This window comes from Paenibacillus sp. JCM 18996, assembly GCF_055392555.1.
In genome coordinates, this window is record NZ_AP043884.1 from 3,684,866 (window position 1) to 3,702,500 (window position 17,635).

A 17,635-nucleotide genomic window follows, 5' to 3' on the forward strand; every position below is an offset into this window, starting at 1 on the left:
CCCACGCCCACCTTTTTTTAAGGTTTTCCCTGGCTCCCCGTAATCTATTGCGAACAACCTGCATCGTCCTCTCATCGTCCTCTCATTTTCGTCTAATCCTGCTTTCATGAATAATGTATATGCTGAAGCTTGTCATGCGATAACGGGCACTAAGCTGGTGGTTGTCCAACGGATTATGGTAGAATAAAAAAGATATTTTATCCGGGAAAGGAAAGGGATCATGTCAAATATCGTTCATAACATTCTCATGTTTTTCGAAGGCCTCGGGTATTGGGGAATTATGCTTGGCTTGATGATTGAGGTCATTCCCAGCGAAATTGTGCTGGCCTATGCAGGGTACGCCGTTTCGACAGGGGCGTTAAACTTGTGGTTGGCAGTGATTTTCGGTGTCATCGGCGGTACGATAGCCCAAATTTTCGTGTATTGGATAGGCCGTTACGGCGGCAGGCCTTTTCTCGAGAGATACGGCAAATATATTTTCATCCACAAAAAACAGATCGATATGGCGGAAGAATGGTTTAACAGGTACGGGACGGGCGTTATTTTTACTGCGCGTTTCATTCCGGTGGTTCGCCATGCGATTTCAGTTCCGGCGGGTATGGCCCGCATGTCTTTGCTGCGTTTTACGGTATTGACGGCTCTTGCCGTGATTCCATGGTCGATTATGTTTATTTATCTGGGCATGCTGCTGGGAGACAAATGGAACCAAATTAACCAGTACGCCGCTCCTTATACCAGAATGTTCATCTGGGCCGCACTGGGCTTGACCGCGCTTTACTTTTTGTTCAAGATTTACCGTAGGAACAAAAGCAAACATTCCTGATTTGGAGTCCATATCCTTTTTTTGCTAAAATGAAGGGGAATCTATTCTGGGGAGGGCGTTGAAGATGGGTGTCAATTTGGCGGATAAGCTCCGTACTGGTTTGAGTCCAGAGCAGTTTATAGAGAGCATGCAGCAAAATAAAGAGAAATTCATGGAATGGTATGAGAGCTTTGAGTGGGAAAACGAAGTGGACAAGGGATTTTTTGAATCGTTAAACAACCGCGACGACCTTCGCTGCCTCATCATAGCGGCGGATTGGTGCGGTGATGTGGTGCGCAACGTCCCCGTTGTTTTCCGGGCGATGGAAACGGGGGGAATACCTGTGGAAGTGCTGATTATGGAGCAGAATCTCGACGTAATGGATCAATTCCTGACTGCAGGCGGCAGATCGATTCCGGTCGTTATTTTCACCGATACCAGCGGACATGTGCTTGACCAATGGGGACCGCGTCCGCAGCATGTCCAGGCGGTTATGAACCAGTTCAGGATCCTGAACCCTGACCGGGAAGCGCCTGATTATCAGGAGAAGATAGCTGCAGCTCGCCAGGAAATGGGACGCCAGTACGGCGAAGGAACAAGCTATCAAAGTGTCATTGTAAAAGAATTAAGAGAGCTGCTTTCCCAGCATTAGAGGTGAATTGTCCATGATTAGCATAGAAGGATGGGCGCTTGGTCCACTGGAAACCAATGCTTACCTGCTCACGAATACGGAAACCGGCAAAGCCCTCATCATCGATCCGGGGATGAATCCGAAGTCGCTTGTGAAGCGGATGGAGGGGCTGGATATCGAGGCGATCCTGCTCACTCACGCTCACTTTGACCATATCGGCGGCGTGGATGAGATCCGCAAGCTGAAGAAATGTCCGGTATACATCCATGATCTGGAGGCCGACTGGTTAACGGACGGAAGGAAGAACGGGTCGTTAAGATGGCCGGAGCTGGGCGGGGCGATTACGACGGAAGACGCGGAATACCGGTTGGACGAAGGGCAGAAGCTCGATCTGATCGGGATTCAGCTGCAGGTCTTTCATACTCCGGGCCACTCGCCGGGCAGCGTGAGCTTCCTTTATGAGAACCACCTGTTTAGCGGTGATGTGCTCTTCCGCAATTCTATCGGGCGCACGGATCTTCCCGGAGGAAGGGAGCAGGATTTGTTGGATTCCATCCATTCCAAGCTGTTTCCGCTGGGTGATGACGTCAAGGTTTATCCGGGACACGGTCAAAGAACGACCATCGGGTATGAAATCGAGAATAATCCATATGTGTAAAAGTCGATTAGATCTTTGTGAAGCCAAGTTAGCCGAATTTACGGATCAAGTGTATCGGTCTGAAGGGCAAATTGAAGGCAGGGTCTTTCACGAAGATGTGTAATGTACTCGTTTAACTCAAGGCGTATCGGGGCTATTGACCATTTTACGGACATCTAGGTGTTCACCGTGTTCGGACTAGGTATCCCCCCATAGACTATGGTGTATTCAAAATCTAGGGAGGTGCCCCACCTTGGAAAAACCGATTCAACAGCCAATGACAATGCCGGCCCACGTGCCGAATTTAGTTAGCCCTGCAATGCAGCCGCCGATGGCTCCCAACCCGGTAATGCCTATCTACAAGCCGACGTCCATGCCGAATCCGGTAATGCCCGTAGTCAGCCCCGCAATGGGCCATCATATGAAGCCCAACATGGCTCCCATGGTCAGCCCGGCTATGATGCCGAATGTCGCTCCTGCCATGATATCCAATGTTGCCCCCATCTCCGCAGGCAAACATCCGCACCATGTGCTGCCCTACGCCCATTATCCGCATCCGCACGTCGTTTCGCCGTACAGGAGCCAGACTTTCGCACTTCTTGTTCTGTTCGTGCTGCTCGTGATCGTACTCCGGTCGATCCACCATTATTGAGCTGAGACGGGCGAAAAGAACAGAGCCCCGGCCACTTCCGTCGTGGAGTCCCGGGGTTTTTTGCGGATCAGTAGTCAGGTTTCATTTTGTAAAAAAATATCGAAAAGGGTGGACAATCTTGTCGGTTTCTGGTAAATTGAGTTCATAGCGATTATATACGTTTGCGAAGGACGCAAGCTTACGGGACTGCCCGAGGTTTGCGTCTTTTTTACGTTGAAGAAAGCTTAAGTCGCTAAGGCGAAAGGAGACTTTATTAACCATGAGAAAGGAGGTGAAGTGCGTTTGAACCGTAGTCGCAGCATTATGATCAGTTTTCTGGCTGCGGGATTGGCTGCTCTGCTTGTTTACGGCGTGTATGTCTTTCAATTGAAGCAGGTTGAACTGCAGCGCACGGTCAATGTGGTCGTGCCCAAAGATTTTATCAAGACGGGGACGATGATCAATGAGCATATGCTGGAGTACAAACCGGTCTTCACAGCTGCTTACAAGGCCGGCATGATAAGGGACATGAGGGAAATTGCAGGAAAGGAGACGATGGTCCCTCTGGGAAGGGATGAACCGGTACTCCAGTGGAAGCTGAACCGGTTCCATCTGCTGCCGAATCAATCCCAATCGACCTTCCAGATTCCGAAAGAATACATTCTGTCCGTTTCCAGCGGAATCAGGGCTGGCGACAAGGTGAGGATTTATTCGTCAGGGCCGGATGGCAACACCCGCAGGCTGCTGGCGTCCGAGATCGTCGTTGCCTCGGTGAAATCTGCGGCTAATGTGGAAGTGGACAACCCGAAGAATTCCAATCTGCTGTCGAAAGCGGAAGGGGACGAGGAGAAGATGTATTTGTCCCGCCTGGAGGCGAATGGGGCGATAGACCATATCAATCTGAATTTAAAGGAGGAGGAATGGTTTACAATCGACAATCTGTGCGGCTCGAAGAAGGCGAAGCTGGTTATTGCTTTCAGCGCTTCCTCAATAACGGCCCCATAATAAGAAGAAAGGCGGTAAGTGATGAATAAACAACAACCCGGAGGCAGCCTGATCGCTTTCGTCGGTTCCACACCGAATATCGGCACGACGATCGCCTCTTTTGCGGCGGCCGTTTCCTTGGCGCGGCAGCTTCATGGCAGTGTCGCGTACATATGTCTGAATTTGAAAAGCTCCAAGCTTCACCGCTATCTTGGCCGTGATCTTCCGGAGGTCAGTTTAAACCATCTGCGTGCTGAATTAAAGTCGCAAACCTTGAAAAGGGAACGTCTGCAATTTTACTGCGAGCCGGTCAAAGATGCCGCCAATTTACACGTGCTCTACGGCAATTTGCGGAGGGAGCAGGCGGATTTTTATACCACCGAAGAAATTGGCCACTTGCTGAGGACGGCGCGGGAGTCTTTTGACATTGCCGTCATCGAAGTGAGCGCATACTGGGATAACGCAGCGACGGTATTGGGGCTGGTGGAAGCGGATAAAAGAATAGTGGTGACCACGCATCAACTGTGTCATTTTCAAGAAGATTTCAATCAATGGATCGGTCAGGTAGGCGCCGTGGTTGGGCTGGAACCGGCGCAATTCTCTTGCATCATTACACAATCGGACAATTCCGTATTAAAAGTAAAGGATATAGCCAAAGAAACGGATACCGCTGTTTTGGGGCAAATCCGGCACCACTCCCAGGCGTCCGACTATTTGAATCAGGGTAAGCTGCTTGAGCTTCTTCGTTCTCCTCAATTGCAAGAGGATATTGAACCGATAGCGAAGCGGATCGTGAAGGAATTCGATTGGAAATGCAGGCCCGCGGTCGACACCAAGCCATGGATTCGGCGGGTGATGGCTGCCGTGTCTCAGTGAACGGAGGTGCTTTCCATTGAATGAAAGCAAATTCTCTATACTCGATTATGCTTCCAGCCAGAATCCGGTTCACAGCCTGCCGGCTGCTCAAGAAAGCTTAGCCGGCGGACAAACGCAGGGAGATTTTGAGCAATGTGTCGATTTTATCAGATCGGAACTAGCTTTCTGGAGAGGAAGGACGGAAGAAGAGCAGCAGAGATACAGTGAAATGCTGAACAAAGCCGTGCTGGGATATGACACGGAACGCAGGCAGATGCTGGCGATAATTGAAGATCTGTTAGCCAAGCGGAGAATAACGGCCATTCCTTCACCGGGCCAGCGCTTCGACACGCTCTCGGAAGCCGTGTTTGCCGAAGTCATCGGCATGAACGTACTTGAGCTGATTATGAAGAACAGGGCCGGGTTAGAGGAAATTCAAGTGGTAGGACGGTTAATTTATGAGGTTCGGGACGGGTACCCGTCTCTGTCCCCCTATCAGCTCTCCTCCGTGAAAGAACTGGAAAGAATACAGCAGAATCTTGTTTTATACAACAACGAATCTTTGAATACCAGGAAGCGATGGGCGGAAGTAATGCTGATCGACGGATCGAGGGTAACGATGACCGGGTTCGGGTTCACTGCTGAGCCGACGCTCACGATCCGATTGTTCAACGTCAAACATTTCAGCCTGCAGGCGTTGGCCCGGCCGGAGCAGGATACGATCGATGAAAAGGTCGGGGCTGTCATCCTTTGCATTCTCCGTTCCTATTTCAATATGGTTATAATCGGTCCCACCAACTCGGGCAAGACGAATCTGATCAAAGCCTTTATAGCGGAACTGCCGGATGAAGAGCGGATCGTTACCATCGAGAACAGATACGAGCTGATGCTCAAACGCGACTTTCCGCTAAAAAATATCGTGGAGTACGAGGTGGATGACGAGAACCTGGTCCATTCCGGCCAGCAAGCCTTTAAACTGGCCCTCAGGCAATCGCCCAAAAGGATTTGCCACGCGGAAATCCGGGATGATGACGCCAATATATATGTCAGAGCCTGCACCCGGGGGCATGAAGGAAGCATTACTTCAGTGCATGTCAACGAGCTTGAGGACGCGCCGGACGCAATAGCCGATATGTGCATGATGGATGGGCGGGGGATGGACCCGGCGAGGCTCACTAAGCGGATCACCGAATACGTCACCCAGATTGGCTTTCAGATGGGAATTGTCGATGGTAAAAGAAAGATTCTCCGTATTGGGGAATACTTGTACGACAAAGGGGAAATCCGTGTTCTGGATATTGTGCGATTTGATGCTTTTAAGAAGACGTGGGTTTATGGCAGCGGATTTTCGAGGCGTGCGGCACAGAGAATCCAGCGGATGGATCCGGCAGGCTGCCAGGCGATGGTAGAATTAGGGGTGCTGCCGCAGTGATAGTCATAGCCCAATGGAGCCTGCTTTTAATGCTTTTCCTGCTCATTTACATGTTTGCACATGGACTGCTGCGCACATTGACAATTCAACATAAGGCAAGGCTGCGGCTACGCTATGTGCAGAGGGCCAAATTCGGCAATCGGATGGCGGAATGGATCTCCCGGTACAACATCGTTCACCGCCACTTGAATGAGCTGCTGGAAGCCTCCTCCCGGAAGGTGGGTATAGGCCTGTTCCTCACTGCCAACGGTTTCCTGCTGCTCGTCGGTTTGACTGTCGGAGGCTTCTTTTTTCAATCGGTTAAAGGGGTTATAGCACTTTCGATCATACTGGGGATGTTGCCTTATGTTCTGCTGCGTATGAAGCTGCTCAGTATCCAATTGAAGACCAGGCTCGAGTTCCTGCCGGCCGTCGAAGTGTTCTATCAATATTACATTTTATGCGGGCAGAAAAATATGAAAACCGCGCTGAAGGAAAGCTTGGCGGAGAACAGGATCCGCTACCCTCTTCGGCCTGTATTTGAGCACCTTTACCGTAATTTGATGACGAACCAGGACACGGAGCACGCACTCAGGGTTTTCTCATTGGCATTAGGACATATTTGGGGAGATTATTTTGTCAATATGGTCAGGGTCGCTCTGGTGGAAGGGAATAACATATCCGACAGCTTGAAGGAACTGATCACCGATATGCGCAAAGCGCAGAGGGCCGACCAGGCGGAAAGAAACCGGCTGTTGGAAATCCGCATAGCGAATTTTACTCCGATCTTGTTTTTAGGACTATTTTTGTTCCTCAATTTTAAAATCAATTCAGAGAACGCTTATGTGTATTATGTGCTTGATCCGGCTGGGCGCAACATAGTGCTGGATGCCCTGTTGCTGATTTTTGCTTCCTTTATTATGGGATTATATTTATCGATGCGCAGAATGTAATGGCGTAAAGGAGAACAGCCGTGATTTCCGACGTTCAATGGCAAATCCTTAATTTTGTTTCACAAGTTGTGTTGTTCCTTCTCTGCTTCGTATCCATTTGGTCTGCTCTTAGGCTTCTGCCGGCCAGAAAGCGGAGATGGAAACTTGCACGAAGCAAGGCTGCTGCCCCTTTGAAGGCTCCTGGTTATTTGTTGAAGCTGCTGATGATTTCCCCCAGGGAAGAAGTCTGGGAGGAAAAACGCCAGCTGCTGATCGGATGCGGTGTGAACTTCGACGTTACATTATATGAAGCAGGCAGAAGGACAATCGGCTGCATTTCCTTCTTGCTCGGCACCGCAGGATATTTCGGCTTCCAACGGCCGATATTTACGCTGTTTGCGGAACCTGTATATTTTCTTCTGGCTGCAGCGATCGGTTTCATTCCGGTTATATTTGAGCGGCCGATTCTGGAGTATTTCAAAGGCATACGTTCCTACAAAATCATCCGGGAGGTTTATTCCGTCAGCAGCCAGCTCCTTTATTACTCCGGTTCCCGGATGAACTTACACAGCAAGCTCGCCCGGTGTCTTCCGTATACGCGGACGATCCGGAACGAAATGCATCTTCTGCTCAATGAATGGTACGGAGATGCCGAGGCCGCCATTCGCAGGTTTAAAATCCGTCTTGGAACGGATGAGGCCCATTCGCTGGCGGAGACGCTGCACTCGCTGCGGTTAAATGAAGATGAAAGCTACTACCTGCTGTTGAGGCAAAGAATCGGCGATTACAAAGAAAAGCTTGAGCTTCACAAAGAAAGCAAGAAAGAAACGGTTTCATACATCCTTTTCGTACTGGCGGGGCTGCCGATTTTGAATACGTTTCGCGTGTTCATCTATCCCTGGGTTGCGGAAGGACAGAAGCTGTTCCAATCCATTAATTAATCAGGAGGAGATTTCTTTGAGGAACATTCTAATGACAGTGATGATGCTGATCGTGGCCGCGCTTTTATTTACATCGATCATTAATTCGGGGGACACAGGCATGAGAAAAAACATCCAGACCCACGGCAATGTTGCCAATACGAACGTGACCGCTCTGACTCCATAAGGCGGAGAGGGATGGGGCTATGAGAACGATATTGATCACAGTCATGCTGGTTACCGTCGTTGCAGTAATCTATAACTCATCGATAGGCGGTGCCGGAGGGACGAAAGCGGTAGTAAAACTAAGCGGGGGCAAGGTCAATCATACGATTGAAAATATGAACCCTTGAGTAGGGGAACCGGGAATGAAATCCATTTTGACATTTGTTCTGTTTGCAGCTTTAATGTGTTGGCTTATGTTTGCGCCGGTCTATAAGCATGTGCTCATTACAAGGCAGGCCTTGCTCCAAAAGGAGGTCGACTATCTTCTGGAGGTGGGGGCGAACGGAGAGCACGGCTATATCCATAGGGCGATGGTCAATGATTCGAAACAACGTTTATCCGAACGCGGATTCGTTCCCTCCGACTTGGAGTATACCGTCACGACAACCACAGGAGCATCGGGAACGAATGACTCGCGGCCTGAGCTTAGAGGAACGGGCATTGGGCTGAAGATCACTTATCCTTACAAGAATCTGTTTATCATTGACGGCTTGATCGGGATGAGTCCCGTTGACGGTTTGTCCCGCATGGGAGCGTCAGGGATGAAGATGAGTGAATATGTTCCGTAAAGGCAGGAGGATCGGAGCGGGTGAGAATCCATGTACAAGCTGATTTTATATCTCATGCTCACGGTATTTGCCATGACGGTGTACGCCCTTGAAATCGATGAACAAATTTCGATGAACGCCTTGTTTCAAGGCAAACACGGGGTGGACAGAGCCGTCCATGCGGCGGCTCAACAGACCGATGCTGCCAAGCTGGCTCGCGGGATCTATTCTATTGATCCTTTGAAGGCGCGACTCGCTATGGACCAATATCTGCAATCGAACCTTTCATTGGACGCGCAGAATCGTCCTCTGCCCGGAACATTTCTTCAATCTCCCGCAGTAATAGAAGTGTTTAAAATCGTAAACGAGAATGAAAATTTTCCCTACACTTATACTAACGCAGCTTACGGATATACGGTAACCCTGAAGAAGCCGGGAGTAATCCTTATCGTCAGGATGGAATATCCGGGAACTTATAAAGTATTGCAGCCGATTGTCTGGCATATTAAAGGAGCCGCCGAAATAGTTTATTAATGTCTCACTCACGGTTGATACATTCGGCTCAGCCGCTCCTTCGCGGACAAAGCTTATATAAAAAACAGAAACCCCCAAAACAGTTGGGGGTTTGCTAGTTGTTATCCGCACGAAATCTTGTTCGGCGTTCGGCGTTAGCCGTCCCACGCCTTCGTCCGGCATAGCGAAACCTTAGGTTTCATGACAAGCGCATGGGCAGCCATCCTATTCTTTCCAAGAGCCAGTAAAAGGCTACAGCAAAAATAGCTGAAGACGCTCCTAACAGAATATATCTGTACCAGGAATATTTGCGCAGCTGCAGCAGCATGGGCAGGACTACAAACACAATCCCCATTTGACCGGCCTCCACTCCCAGATTAAAAGACAGCAACGAAGAAATAAAATACTGCTGTGGCAGTCCTATCTCCCCGAGAGCCCCGGCAAAGCCCATTCCGTGCACAAGCCCGAATCCGAAAGTAAGCAGCAACCTTTTGGCTGTCCGTTTGAAAAATAAATTTTCCGCCGCCACATAACAGATGGAAAGCGCAATAACGGCCTCAACCCAGGAAGCTGGCGGATTGATAACTCCTGAGGCCGCAAGGATCAAGGTGACACTGTGGGAGATCGTAAATGCCGTTACAATTTTGATAACATCCATAAACCGTACGGCAGCCACAATCAACGACAACAAAAATAAGATATGGTCATATCCCGTTATAATATGCTTGATCCCCAGCATGAAGTAGGTCCATAGAGAGTCCAGCATGCCCGGAGGATGCATCCTTTGAAAATGGTACGTCCGGCTGGAAGCGCTCATTACCGACTGATCCATATCCTGGCCATCGATCCAGAGCACAAAATTCCAATGATTGGGATCCGCATCATCGAACAGCAGATCGTACTTGAGCGTCAGATCCGAGATTTCCTTTGAAAAGGTGTACTTGAGCTGGAATACAATCCCCGGAATCGTTTCTTTTTCCGATTTATCAATCGTCAGAAGCTTCATGGAGAGCGGTTCCCCGTTTTGGGAGAGCACAATCTTTTTCCTTAAATAATCCTCGACTTCAGCCTTACGCCCATTCAACTCCCCTAAATCCAACTGCTTGTCATGGTCAGTATCAAAAAACAGCAAGCTGCGTTCGGGGATAAAGAGCTCGTAATCTACCGTGCTTATACCCAGAGTCAACGTGGAATATCCGTTATTGATCGGATGGGACAGCGCGGGATGCACACGTGCCACAAGCCCAAAAAGCAAAACCGCGAGGAACAAAAAAGAACAGAGAGAAATACGATAAACAAGACGATTCATTAGGCACCTCGATTTTGTAAAAAAAAGATGGAATATGGATAGAATTTTTTTCTGCAATGATATAGAATGTACTACAAATAAAAATTTCCTGTCTAAAAACTTTAATTGATAGATTTATTTTTATTCCAGATGATTTTTTAAGGAGGTCCATCTATGCTGCGATTGGGAGAGAAGGTTTATATCGTCGCCGACAGCTTCGAACAGAATCTGCCGGTTGGAGATTATGGCTATATTATCGCTTATGAAAGGAACGCTGACAACGTCTTTGATTATGTAGTCCGGGTGCCGAAAATGAGCAGAACCTATTACGTGCCGGCAGAGGACATCGAGCTGGAAGAAGTACTGCTGCAGAAGGAGGCCGACCGCCTGGAGCGGGAAGCTTTGATAGACTTCGCGTTGGCTACGAAGAACGAAGAGTTGTTCCGCAGAATCATGAACGGCGGGAATGTCGAAGCGGCGGAGGAAAAAAGCAAGGAAGTGCAGAGCCAGCAGGACTTCGTGAGGCAGATTAATTTGAGAGCGTGGATTTAATTAATCTGTCGCAACCTTTTGAGCCCTTTGAGGAGACGGACTCCCCAAAGGGTTTTTGCCGTCCGTGCGGGAGAGCCGCGATTTTACCGGGTACGCACACCGATTGTACTGCTGCCTGGCGCTGACAATCGGCTCAAAGGCGGAATTGAGTTCCCTCAGGCCATAGGCTATAATATTAAGAATGAGTTTGTGATAAGAGAGGTGCGTACAAAAATGAGCATTACCGTCAATGACGTGGAGCATGTCGCCAAACTGGCGAGGCTGGATCTCACCGAAGAGGAAAAACAACAGTTCACCGGACAGCTGAACGCGATCCTTAAATACGCGGAGCAGTTGAACGGTTTAGATACGGAAGGCGTTGAGCCGACAAGCCATGCTATGCCGGTATTCAATGTGGTAAGAGAAGACGAGGTTCGTCCGTCAGCTCCGCTGGATAAAGTGTTCTTGAACGCTCCGGAGGAAGAAGACGGTCAATTTAAAGTTCCGGCAGTTTTGGAATAATCTGCAACCGCTGCGCCAAGAATAGCGCCGGTTGTCAGAAATCTGCAACCGCTGCGCCAAGAATAACGCCGGCGAACATTTGAAGGGGGGCCCCTGTGTTGTCTTTGTTCGATCATACACTTCAGGAATTACACACCCGCCTGCGGAATAAGGAAATTTCCGTTTCCGACTTGGTGGATCAATCGTACCAAAGAATCAACGAGGTAGATTCAAAGGTCAGAGCTTTTCTGACTCTGGACGAAGAAAACGCGAGAAATACCGCCAAAGAACTGGACAAGTCCCTGGAAAGCTCAGAGCGCGGGATTTTATTCGGCCTGCCTGCGGGGGTAAAAGATAACATCGTGACCGAAGGGCTAAGAACAACCTGCTCCAGCAAGTTTCTGTCCGACTTCGTCCCGATTTATGACGCTGCCGTTATGAAGAAGCTGAAGAAGGCGCAGGCCATAACCGTCGGCAAGCTCAACATGGACGAATTTGCAATGGGCGGCTCCAACGAGAACTCCGCTTTTCACCCGACCCACAATCCATGGAACCTGGATTATGTGCCAGGGGGATCCAGCGGCGGATCGGCCGCTGCCGTGGCCGCCGGAGAAGTATACTTCTCTCTCGGTTCCGATACGGGAGGCTCCATCCGCCAGCCGGCCGCGTATTGCGGCATCGTCGGCATGAAGCCCACTTACGGGTTGGTTTCCCGTTTCGGACTTGTGGCGTTCGCCTCCTCCCTCGACCAGATCGGTCCGCTGACCAAGAACGTTGAAGACAACGCTTATGTGCTGCAGGCGATTGCAGGCCATGATCCGATGGACTCCACTTCCGCCAAAGTGGACATACCTGATTATCTCAGCGCGTTAACGGGCGACGTGAAGGGACTGCGGATCGCCGTTCCTAAAGAATATATAGGCAAGGGGATCGATCCCAAAGTCAAAGAAACAGTGCTGCAAGCGCTGAAAGTGTTGGAGGGACTGGGCGCAACCGTGCATGAGATTTCCACGCCTCATTCCGAATATGCGGTTGCAACCTATTACTTGCTGGCGTCCTCCGAAGCGTCCTCCAACCTCGCCCGATACGACGGCGTAAGGTATGGAGTGCGTACCGACAACGCCGATAACCTGCTCGAGCTGTATCACAGATCCAGAAGCGAAGGCTTCGGACCCGAAGTGAAGCGCCGGATCATGCTGGGCACCTATGCCCTGAGCTCCGGTTATTATGATGCTTATTACAAGAAAGCTCAGCAGGTGCGCACCCTCATAAAAAGCGATTTTGATAAAGCGTTCGAAGAATACGACGTCGTGATAGGGCCGACCGCTCCCACCGCCGCCTTCAAGCTGGGTGAACAAGTGGACGATCCGCTGACCATGTATTTGAACGATATCCTGACGATACCCGTCAATTTGGCCGGAGTGCCTGCAATCAGCGTCCCATGCGGATTTGCGGACGGTATGCCGGTGGGCCTGCAAATTATCGGCAAGGCTTTGGACGAATCGACCATCTTGCGCGTGGCTCACGCGTTTGAGCAGAATACAGACTATCATAAGCAGCGTCCCCAACTGTAGGTTGCAGGGATGGCAGGAGGTTATCGGTAACATGGCCATAGGCAAATACGAAACGGTCATCGGACTCGAGGTGCACGTGGAGCTGCACACGAACTCCAAGATTTTTTGCGGCTGTTCGACCTCATTTGGTGCTCCCGCTAATACACATACGTGCCCGATCTGTCTGGGACATCCGGGAGTTCTTCCGGTGCTGAACCGCCAGGCGGTCGATTATGCGATGAAAGCGGCAATGGCCCTGAACTGTGAGATCGCGGCCGAGACGAAATTTGACCGTAAAAACTACTTCTATCCCGATTCCCCGAAAGCTTATCAAATCTCGCAGTACGATAAGCCGATCGGAGAGAACGGCTGGATCGAAATCGAAGTGAACGGCGAAACGAAGCGCATCGGCATTACAAGGCTTCACCTTGAGGAAGACGCCGGTAAATTGACCCACGTGGATGGAGGTTATGCCTCACTCGTGGATTTTAACCGCGTGGGCACTCCTTTGGTTGAGATTGTGTCGGAGCCCGACCTTCGCAGCCCTGAAGAAGCGAAAGCCTACTTGGAAAAGCTGAAGGCCATCATGCAGTACTGCGAAGTTTCCGATGTGAAAATGGAGGAAGGCTCACTGCGCTGTGACGCCAACGTGTCTATCCGTCCTTACGGCCAGGAAAAATTTGGCCAGAGGACCGAGCTCAAGAATATGAACTCATTCCGCGGAGTGCAGCGAGGATTGGAATATGAAGAGATCCGTCAGGCGGAAGCACTCGACAGCGGCAACCGGGTGATCCAGGAAACGAGACGCTGGGATGACGCCCAAGGAAAGACGATTGCTATGCGAAGCAAGGAAGAAGCTCACGATTACCGTTATTTCCCGGATCCGGATTTGGTCAAGCTTTATATCGACCAGGAGTGGAAGGATTCTATCAGAGCTACGATTCCCGAGCTGCCGGACGCCCGCAAAGCGCGCTACGCAGCGGAGTACGGACTGCCGGCCTATGATGCGGGGGTAATAACCTCATCCAAGAAAATGGCTGACCTTTTCGAGGAAAGCTTATCTTACACGAAGGACGCTAAAGCTGTATCCAACTGGATTATGGGTGAGCTGTCAGGCTATTTGAACGCGAACAGCCTGGAGCTTGATGACGTAAAAATCACCGGCAAAGGGATGGGCGAACTGATCGGCTTGATCGAAAAAGGTACGATTTCGAACAAAATCGCCAAAACCGTGTTCAAAGAGTTGATTGAAACCGGCAAGGCGCCGCAGCAAATTGTGGAAGAGCAGGGCTTGGTGCAGATCAGCGACGAAGGTGCGATCAAGGCGATTGTCGACACGATCGTTGACAACAATCCTCAGTCAGTGGCGGATTTCAAGGCGGGTAAAGAAAAAGCGGTAGGGTTTTTGGTAGGACAAGTGATGAAAGAGACCAAAGGCAAAGCCAATCCCGGCTTGGTGAACAAGCTGATTTTGGAAAGACTGAACAGTTAATGCATCGCTGGTGCATCCTCGGAGCGGGGATGCACATTTCGACGCCGGCTTAAGCTCGAAGTGACATCCGCACGATAAAACTGATCGGGGGTTTCGGACTGGTTTTCGTTTGTCAAAACGAGCCGCGCCGCTAACCCTCTTCGCATTTTCTCCTGCGGCTATCGCTTCTGTCATTGACAAATAGAAAAAACTAACCGTAGAATAGATGGAACAAAACAATTCCGCGCTATTAGATCTCTGCAGAGACTTGGAAACGATCCGGGTCCTTTACGTATTGTTCGATAAATATAATAAAGCAATGGAGGTGGACAGAATGAAGACGGAGCTTGAACGCGCGTTGAACAAATTGAAAATGTCAGGTGTAAGAATGACTCCCCAACGGCATGCCATTCTCGCTTATTTGCTTCAGACGATGTCCCATCCTACGGCTGATGAAATATACAAAGCTTTGGAACAGCGTTTTCCAAGCATGAGCGTCGCCACCGTGTACAATAACCTTAAGCTGTTTATAGAAGCGGGGCTTGTCCGTGAATTGACCTACGGCGACGATTCCAGACGGTTCGACGCCGACATGACGGACCATTACCATGCCATATGCGAGCGCTGCGGCACAATCGCCGATTTCGAATATCCGCCGCTGCATCAGGTGGAGCAAACGGCTTCCGCCGAGACCGGCTTCTCCGTAAGGGGCCACCGCCTTGAGGTGTATGGCATCTGCAAGGCCTGCTCCGGCACGGAAGCAGCGCTCTCCCAATAAATAGGAATCTACAAAACTATTATAATTGAACGAACCTCCCGGAATTATAGTATAATTAAACGTGTCCACTGCCCGAAACGGCGGCCGGCACGTTTTTTCTTTTTATTCTCAATATCAAAGGACGTGAATCCGTGACAGTCAGCTATGTCAGCACCAGGAAACGCATTATGGCAGCTGCCGCGATATTTTTCCTGTTTTCTTTTGCGATCTCTCTCTTGTTGTTCTGGGAATATCACCCGTCCTCGGAGCATAAGAACCCAACCTTTTCAGGCAATCCCAAACCGGTTTTCTATAAAGGGAACATGCTCGATATTCCGGCGTCAGGGGAGAAGGAAGGGTTAAAACTGCCTTTTTCCGCTGCCCAAAAATACATTGACTCCACTATGATATATGAAGAAAGCACACAATCGGTCATTCTCACGTCTGCAGACAAAGTCATTCGGATGAAAAGCGGCGAGTTAACCGGGCTGGTCAATGAGAAGCCTTTTACACTCAAATCCCCGGTAGAGAAAAAGGACGGACAATTGTATGTGCCTGTTGAGCCTTTGGCGGATTTAACGAAAGTGAATGTCAGGGAGTCTCTTACAACCGGAGCCGTTATTTTGATGACGGAAGGGGAAGAGATTCATTGGGGGACAACCGCACGGAATGACAAGAAGCCGGATGCGACGATCCCTATGCGGGAAGAGCCTTCAATCAAAGCGCCGATCCTCGCGGATTTGAAGCAGCAGCAGAAAGTTATCGTATGGGAAGAGCAGAAGGATTGGTATAAAGTACAGCTGACGGAAGGTTATGTGGGATACATCCAGAAAAGCAAGCTTGCCATGGACCAAACCGAGGTCATCCCAAAGAAAGAATCCAAGCCGTTTCAAACCCCATGGAAGCCCGAAGGCGGTAAAATCAATCTGACCTGGGAGCAGGTGTCGGACAAAAATCCGGATACGGCGGCAATCCCTCCCATGCCCGGTCTCAATGTGGTTTCTCCGACCTGGTTCCATTTGGCTGATACAGACGGGAACCTGAAAAATTTGGCCGATCCCGCCTATGTGAAATGGGCCCACGACAACCAACTGCAGGTATGGGCTCTGTTCAGCAACAGTTTTGACCCCAAAATCACGACTGAAGCTCTGTCCTCCTACGATAAGCGGATGAAAATGACAAAACAGCTGCTGGGTTTCGCTCAATCGTACGGGCTCCAGGGATTTAACATCGATTTTGAGAATGTGAATGTAAAAGATAAAGCGAACCTCGTCCAGCTTATGAGAGAAATGACGCCTCTTCTGCATGAGCAGGGGTTGACGGTCTCTATGGACGTAACGCCCAAATCGAACAGCGGGATGTGGTCCCTGTTCTATGACCGCAAGGCGCTGGCGCAGACAGTCGATTATATGATGGTAATGGCTTATGACGAGCATTGGGGTTCGAGTCCGGTAGCCGGCTCCGTCGCTTCTCTTCCTTGGGTGGAAAAGTCCGTTAGCCAGATCATCGCGCAGGACGCGGTACCGCCGTCGAAAATTATTTTAGGAGTCCCGTTCTACACAAGAATATGGACAGAAGAGCCCAAAGAGGGGAAAACCGCGGTTACATCCAAGGCCGTATTTATGGAAACAGCAGCGAAACTCATCAACGAGAAGCAGCTCACCCCTGTATTTCAAGAGAATGTGAAGCAGAATTACGTCGAGTATCAGGAGGAAGGCAAGACCCTGAAAATTTGGCTGGAGGACAGCCGTTCCATGAAATCCAGAATCGAGTTGGTGAACAAGCTCAATCTGGCAGGTGTAGGTTCCTGGCGGAGAGGCTACGAGCTTCCGGAGATTTGGCCGGTGATCAAAGATGCGCTGGAAGGGAAATGAGCATCGGAGAAAAACCGTGTACCATGTAAATCTTCGAACTATGGTCCGGTTGTATTGCGGTCGAGCTTATTAAAAAAAGCGGGGCCGCCTCCGCTTTTTTAGTATCATGCTATTCGTTCGAAGCGAGCTCGGGGTCCATCGTTAGAATCGTTTTGCAGAACATGCACCGGTCCGTCTTTCCGATCATCTTGGTCATGCGGCCGCACTCGGGGCAGCGGATCGGCTTGGCGCTGGTGGACATCATACCCGCCCAAAAATAAATTCCCATGCTCACGAGCAGCGACAGCATCCCGACGACCATAAACACTACGGCGATGATTTTGCCGACGACACCCCAATTGAATACGACTCCGGCCAACCCTATGATCATTAACAGCATGCCGCCCATCGTGGACATCAGTCCCCACAGACGAAACTCATTCACTTTACTGGAACGTAGTATCATTATTATGGTCCCACTTTCTTTTAATTCATTATGCAATTATTACCAAAAATTTAAAATCGGCAGGAAAAACATAACACTCTGTAGAAATATATAATAGCATATCCCGCATTAATAGACTACCGGATT

The 17,635-nt window shown here is 49.9% G+C and carries 21 protein-coding genes; 19 read left to right on the forward strand and 2 right to left on the reverse strand.

What is annotated here, in order from left to right; all coding sequences use genetic code 11:
* Positions 1–217: 217 nt before the first annotated feature.
* The 13 genes from uptA (at position 218) to ACZ5N7_RS18170 (ending at position 9,110) form a co-directional block, all read left to right on the forward strand.
* Complete coding sequence (uptA, locus tag ACZ5N7_RS18110) at positions 218–823, forward strand: undecaprenyl phosphate transporter UptA (protein WP_464659343.1); 606 nt, start codon at positions 218–220, stop codon at positions 821–823.
* Positions 824–887: 64 nt separating this feature from the next.
* Positions 888–1,454, forward strand: coding sequence for a thioredoxin family protein (locus ACZ5N7_RS18115; RefSeq protein WP_464656013.1), 567 nt, complete (start codon positions 888–890; stop codon positions 1,452–1,454).
* 13 nt (positions 1,455–1,467) lie between these two features.
* A complete protein-coding gene (locus ACZ5N7_RS18120; RefSeq protein WP_464656014.1) occupies positions 1,468–2,091 on the forward strand; it encodes an MBL fold metallo-hydrolase in 624 nt (207 codons plus the stop codon).
* Positions 2,092–2,323: 232 nt separating this feature from the next.
* Entirely contained in the window at positions 2,324–2,722 is a 399-nt protein-coding gene (locus tag ACZ5N7_RS18125) for a hypothetical protein (protein ID WP_464656015.1), read from the forward strand.
* Positions 2,723–3,004: 282 nt separating this feature from the next.
* Complete coding sequence (locus tag ACZ5N7_RS18130) at positions 3,005–3,706, forward strand: SAF domain-containing protein (protein ID WP_464656016.1); 702 nt, start codon at positions 3,005–3,007, stop codon at positions 3,704–3,706.
* Between the two features lie 21 nt (positions 3,707–3,727).
* On the forward strand, positions 3,728–4,561 hold the full coding sequence (locus ACZ5N7_RS18135) for a hypothetical protein (protein ID WP_464656017.1): 834 nt from the start codon (positions 3,728–3,730) through the stop codon (positions 4,559–4,561).
* 16 nt (positions 4,562–4,577) lie between these two features.
* Positions 4,578–5,972, forward strand: coding sequence for an ATPase, T2SS/T4P/T4SS family (locus ACZ5N7_RS18140; RefSeq protein WP_464656018.1), 1,395 nt, complete (start codon positions 4,578–4,580; stop codon positions 5,970–5,972).
* A complete protein-coding gene (locus ACZ5N7_RS18145) occupies positions 5,969–6,904 on the forward strand; it encodes a type II secretion system F family protein (RefSeq protein ID WP_464656019.1) in 936 nt (311 codons plus the stop codon). The genes ACZ5N7_RS18140 and ACZ5N7_RS18145 overlap by 4 nt, the downstream gene beginning before the upstream one ends.
* 20 nt (positions 6,905–6,924) lie before the next feature.
* Positions 6,925–7,824, forward strand: coding sequence for a hypothetical protein (locus tag ACZ5N7_RS18150; RefSeq protein WP_464656020.1), 900 nt, complete (start codon positions 6,925–6,927; stop codon positions 7,822–7,824).
* 16 nt (positions 7,825–7,840) lie between these two features.
* Positions 7,841–7,990, forward strand: a complete 150-nt coding sequence (locus ACZ5N7_RS18155; protein WP_464656021.1) for a hypothetical protein — start codon at positions 7,841–7,843, stop codon at positions 7,988–7,990.
* 19 nt (positions 7,991–8,009) lie between these two features.
* A complete protein-coding gene (locus ACZ5N7_RS18160) occupies positions 8,010–8,156 on the forward strand; it encodes a hypothetical protein (RefSeq protein ID WP_464656022.1) in 147 nt (48 codons plus the stop codon).
* 15 nt (positions 8,157–8,171) lie between these two features.
* The gene (locus ACZ5N7_RS18165) at positions 8,172–8,597 is read left to right on the forward strand and encodes a hypothetical protein (protein ID WP_464656023.1); all 426 of its coding nucleotides are present in this window, start codon (positions 8,172–8,174) and stop codon (positions 8,595–8,597) included.
* A gap of 30 nt (positions 8,598–8,627) precedes the next feature.
* Entirely contained in the window at positions 8,628–9,110 is a 483-nt protein-coding gene (locus ACZ5N7_RS18170; protein WP_464656024.1) for a hypothetical protein, read from the forward strand.
* A 178-nt stretch (positions 9,111–9,288) separates the two neighbouring features.
* Here ACZ5N7_RS18170 and ACZ5N7_RS18175 read toward each other — a convergent pair whose 3' ends face one another.
* Positions 9,289–10,398: a HupE/UreJ family protein gene (locus ACZ5N7_RS18175; RefSeq protein ID WP_464656025.1), complete on the reverse strand. Its 1,110-nt coding sequence runs from the start codon at positions 10,396–10,398 to the stop codon at positions 9,289–9,291.
* Positions 10,399–10,551: 153 nt separating this feature from the next.
* On the opposite strand from ACZ5N7_RS18175, the gene ACZ5N7_RS18180 reads away from it, so the two are divergent.
* The 6 genes from ACZ5N7_RS18180 (at position 10,552) to ACZ5N7_RS18205 (ending at position 17,064) form a co-directional block, all read left to right on the forward strand.
* Positions 10,552–10,929, forward strand: coding sequence for an ATPase (locus ACZ5N7_RS18180; RefSeq protein WP_464656026.1), 378 nt, complete (start codon positions 10,552–10,554; stop codon positions 10,927–10,929).
* 213 nt (positions 10,930–11,142) lie between these two features.
* Positions 11,143–11,430 (forward strand): Asp-tRNA(Asn)/Glu-tRNA(Gln) amidotransferase subunit GatC, encoded by a 288-nt coding sequence (gene gatC / locus ACZ5N7_RS18185; protein WP_464656027.1) that lies wholly within the window; start codon positions 11,143–11,145, stop codon positions 11,428–11,430.
* 98 nt (positions 11,431–11,528) lie between these two features.
* Positions 11,529–12,983, forward strand: coding sequence for an Asp-tRNA(Asn)/Glu-tRNA(Gln) amidotransferase subunit GatA (gene gatA, locus ACZ5N7_RS18190; protein ID WP_464656028.1), 1,455 nt, complete (start codon positions 11,529–11,531; stop codon positions 12,981–12,983).
* Positions 12,984–13,014: 31 nt separating this feature from the next.
* The gene (gene gatB, locus ACZ5N7_RS18195; RefSeq protein WP_464656029.1) at positions 13,015–14,454 is read left to right on the forward strand and encodes an Asp-tRNA(Asn)/Glu-tRNA(Gln) amidotransferase subunit GatB; all 1,440 of its coding nucleotides are present in this window, start codon (positions 13,015–13,017) and stop codon (positions 14,452–14,454) included.
* Positions 14,455–14,767: 313 nt separating this feature from the next.
* On the forward strand, positions 14,768–15,211 hold the full coding sequence (gene perR, locus ACZ5N7_RS18200; RefSeq protein WP_464656030.1) for a peroxide-responsive transcriptional repressor PerR: 444 nt from the start codon (positions 14,768–14,770) through the stop codon (positions 15,209–15,211).
* A 131-nt stretch (positions 15,212–15,342) separates the two neighbouring features.
* Complete coding sequence (locus tag ACZ5N7_RS18205; protein WP_464656031.1) at positions 15,343–17,064, forward strand: glycosyl hydrolase family 18 protein; 1,722 nt, start codon at positions 15,343–15,345, stop codon at positions 17,062–17,064.
* Positions 17,065–17,173: 109 nt separating this feature from the next.
* On the opposite strand, the gene ACZ5N7_RS18210 is transcribed toward ACZ5N7_RS18205, so the two are convergent.
* Positions 17,174–17,509, reverse strand: coding sequence for a DUF2614 family zinc ribbon-containing protein (locus ACZ5N7_RS18210; protein ID WP_464656032.1), 336 nt, complete (start codon positions 17,507–17,509; stop codon positions 17,174–17,176).
* Between the last annotated feature and the right edge of the window lie 126 nt (positions 17,510–17,635).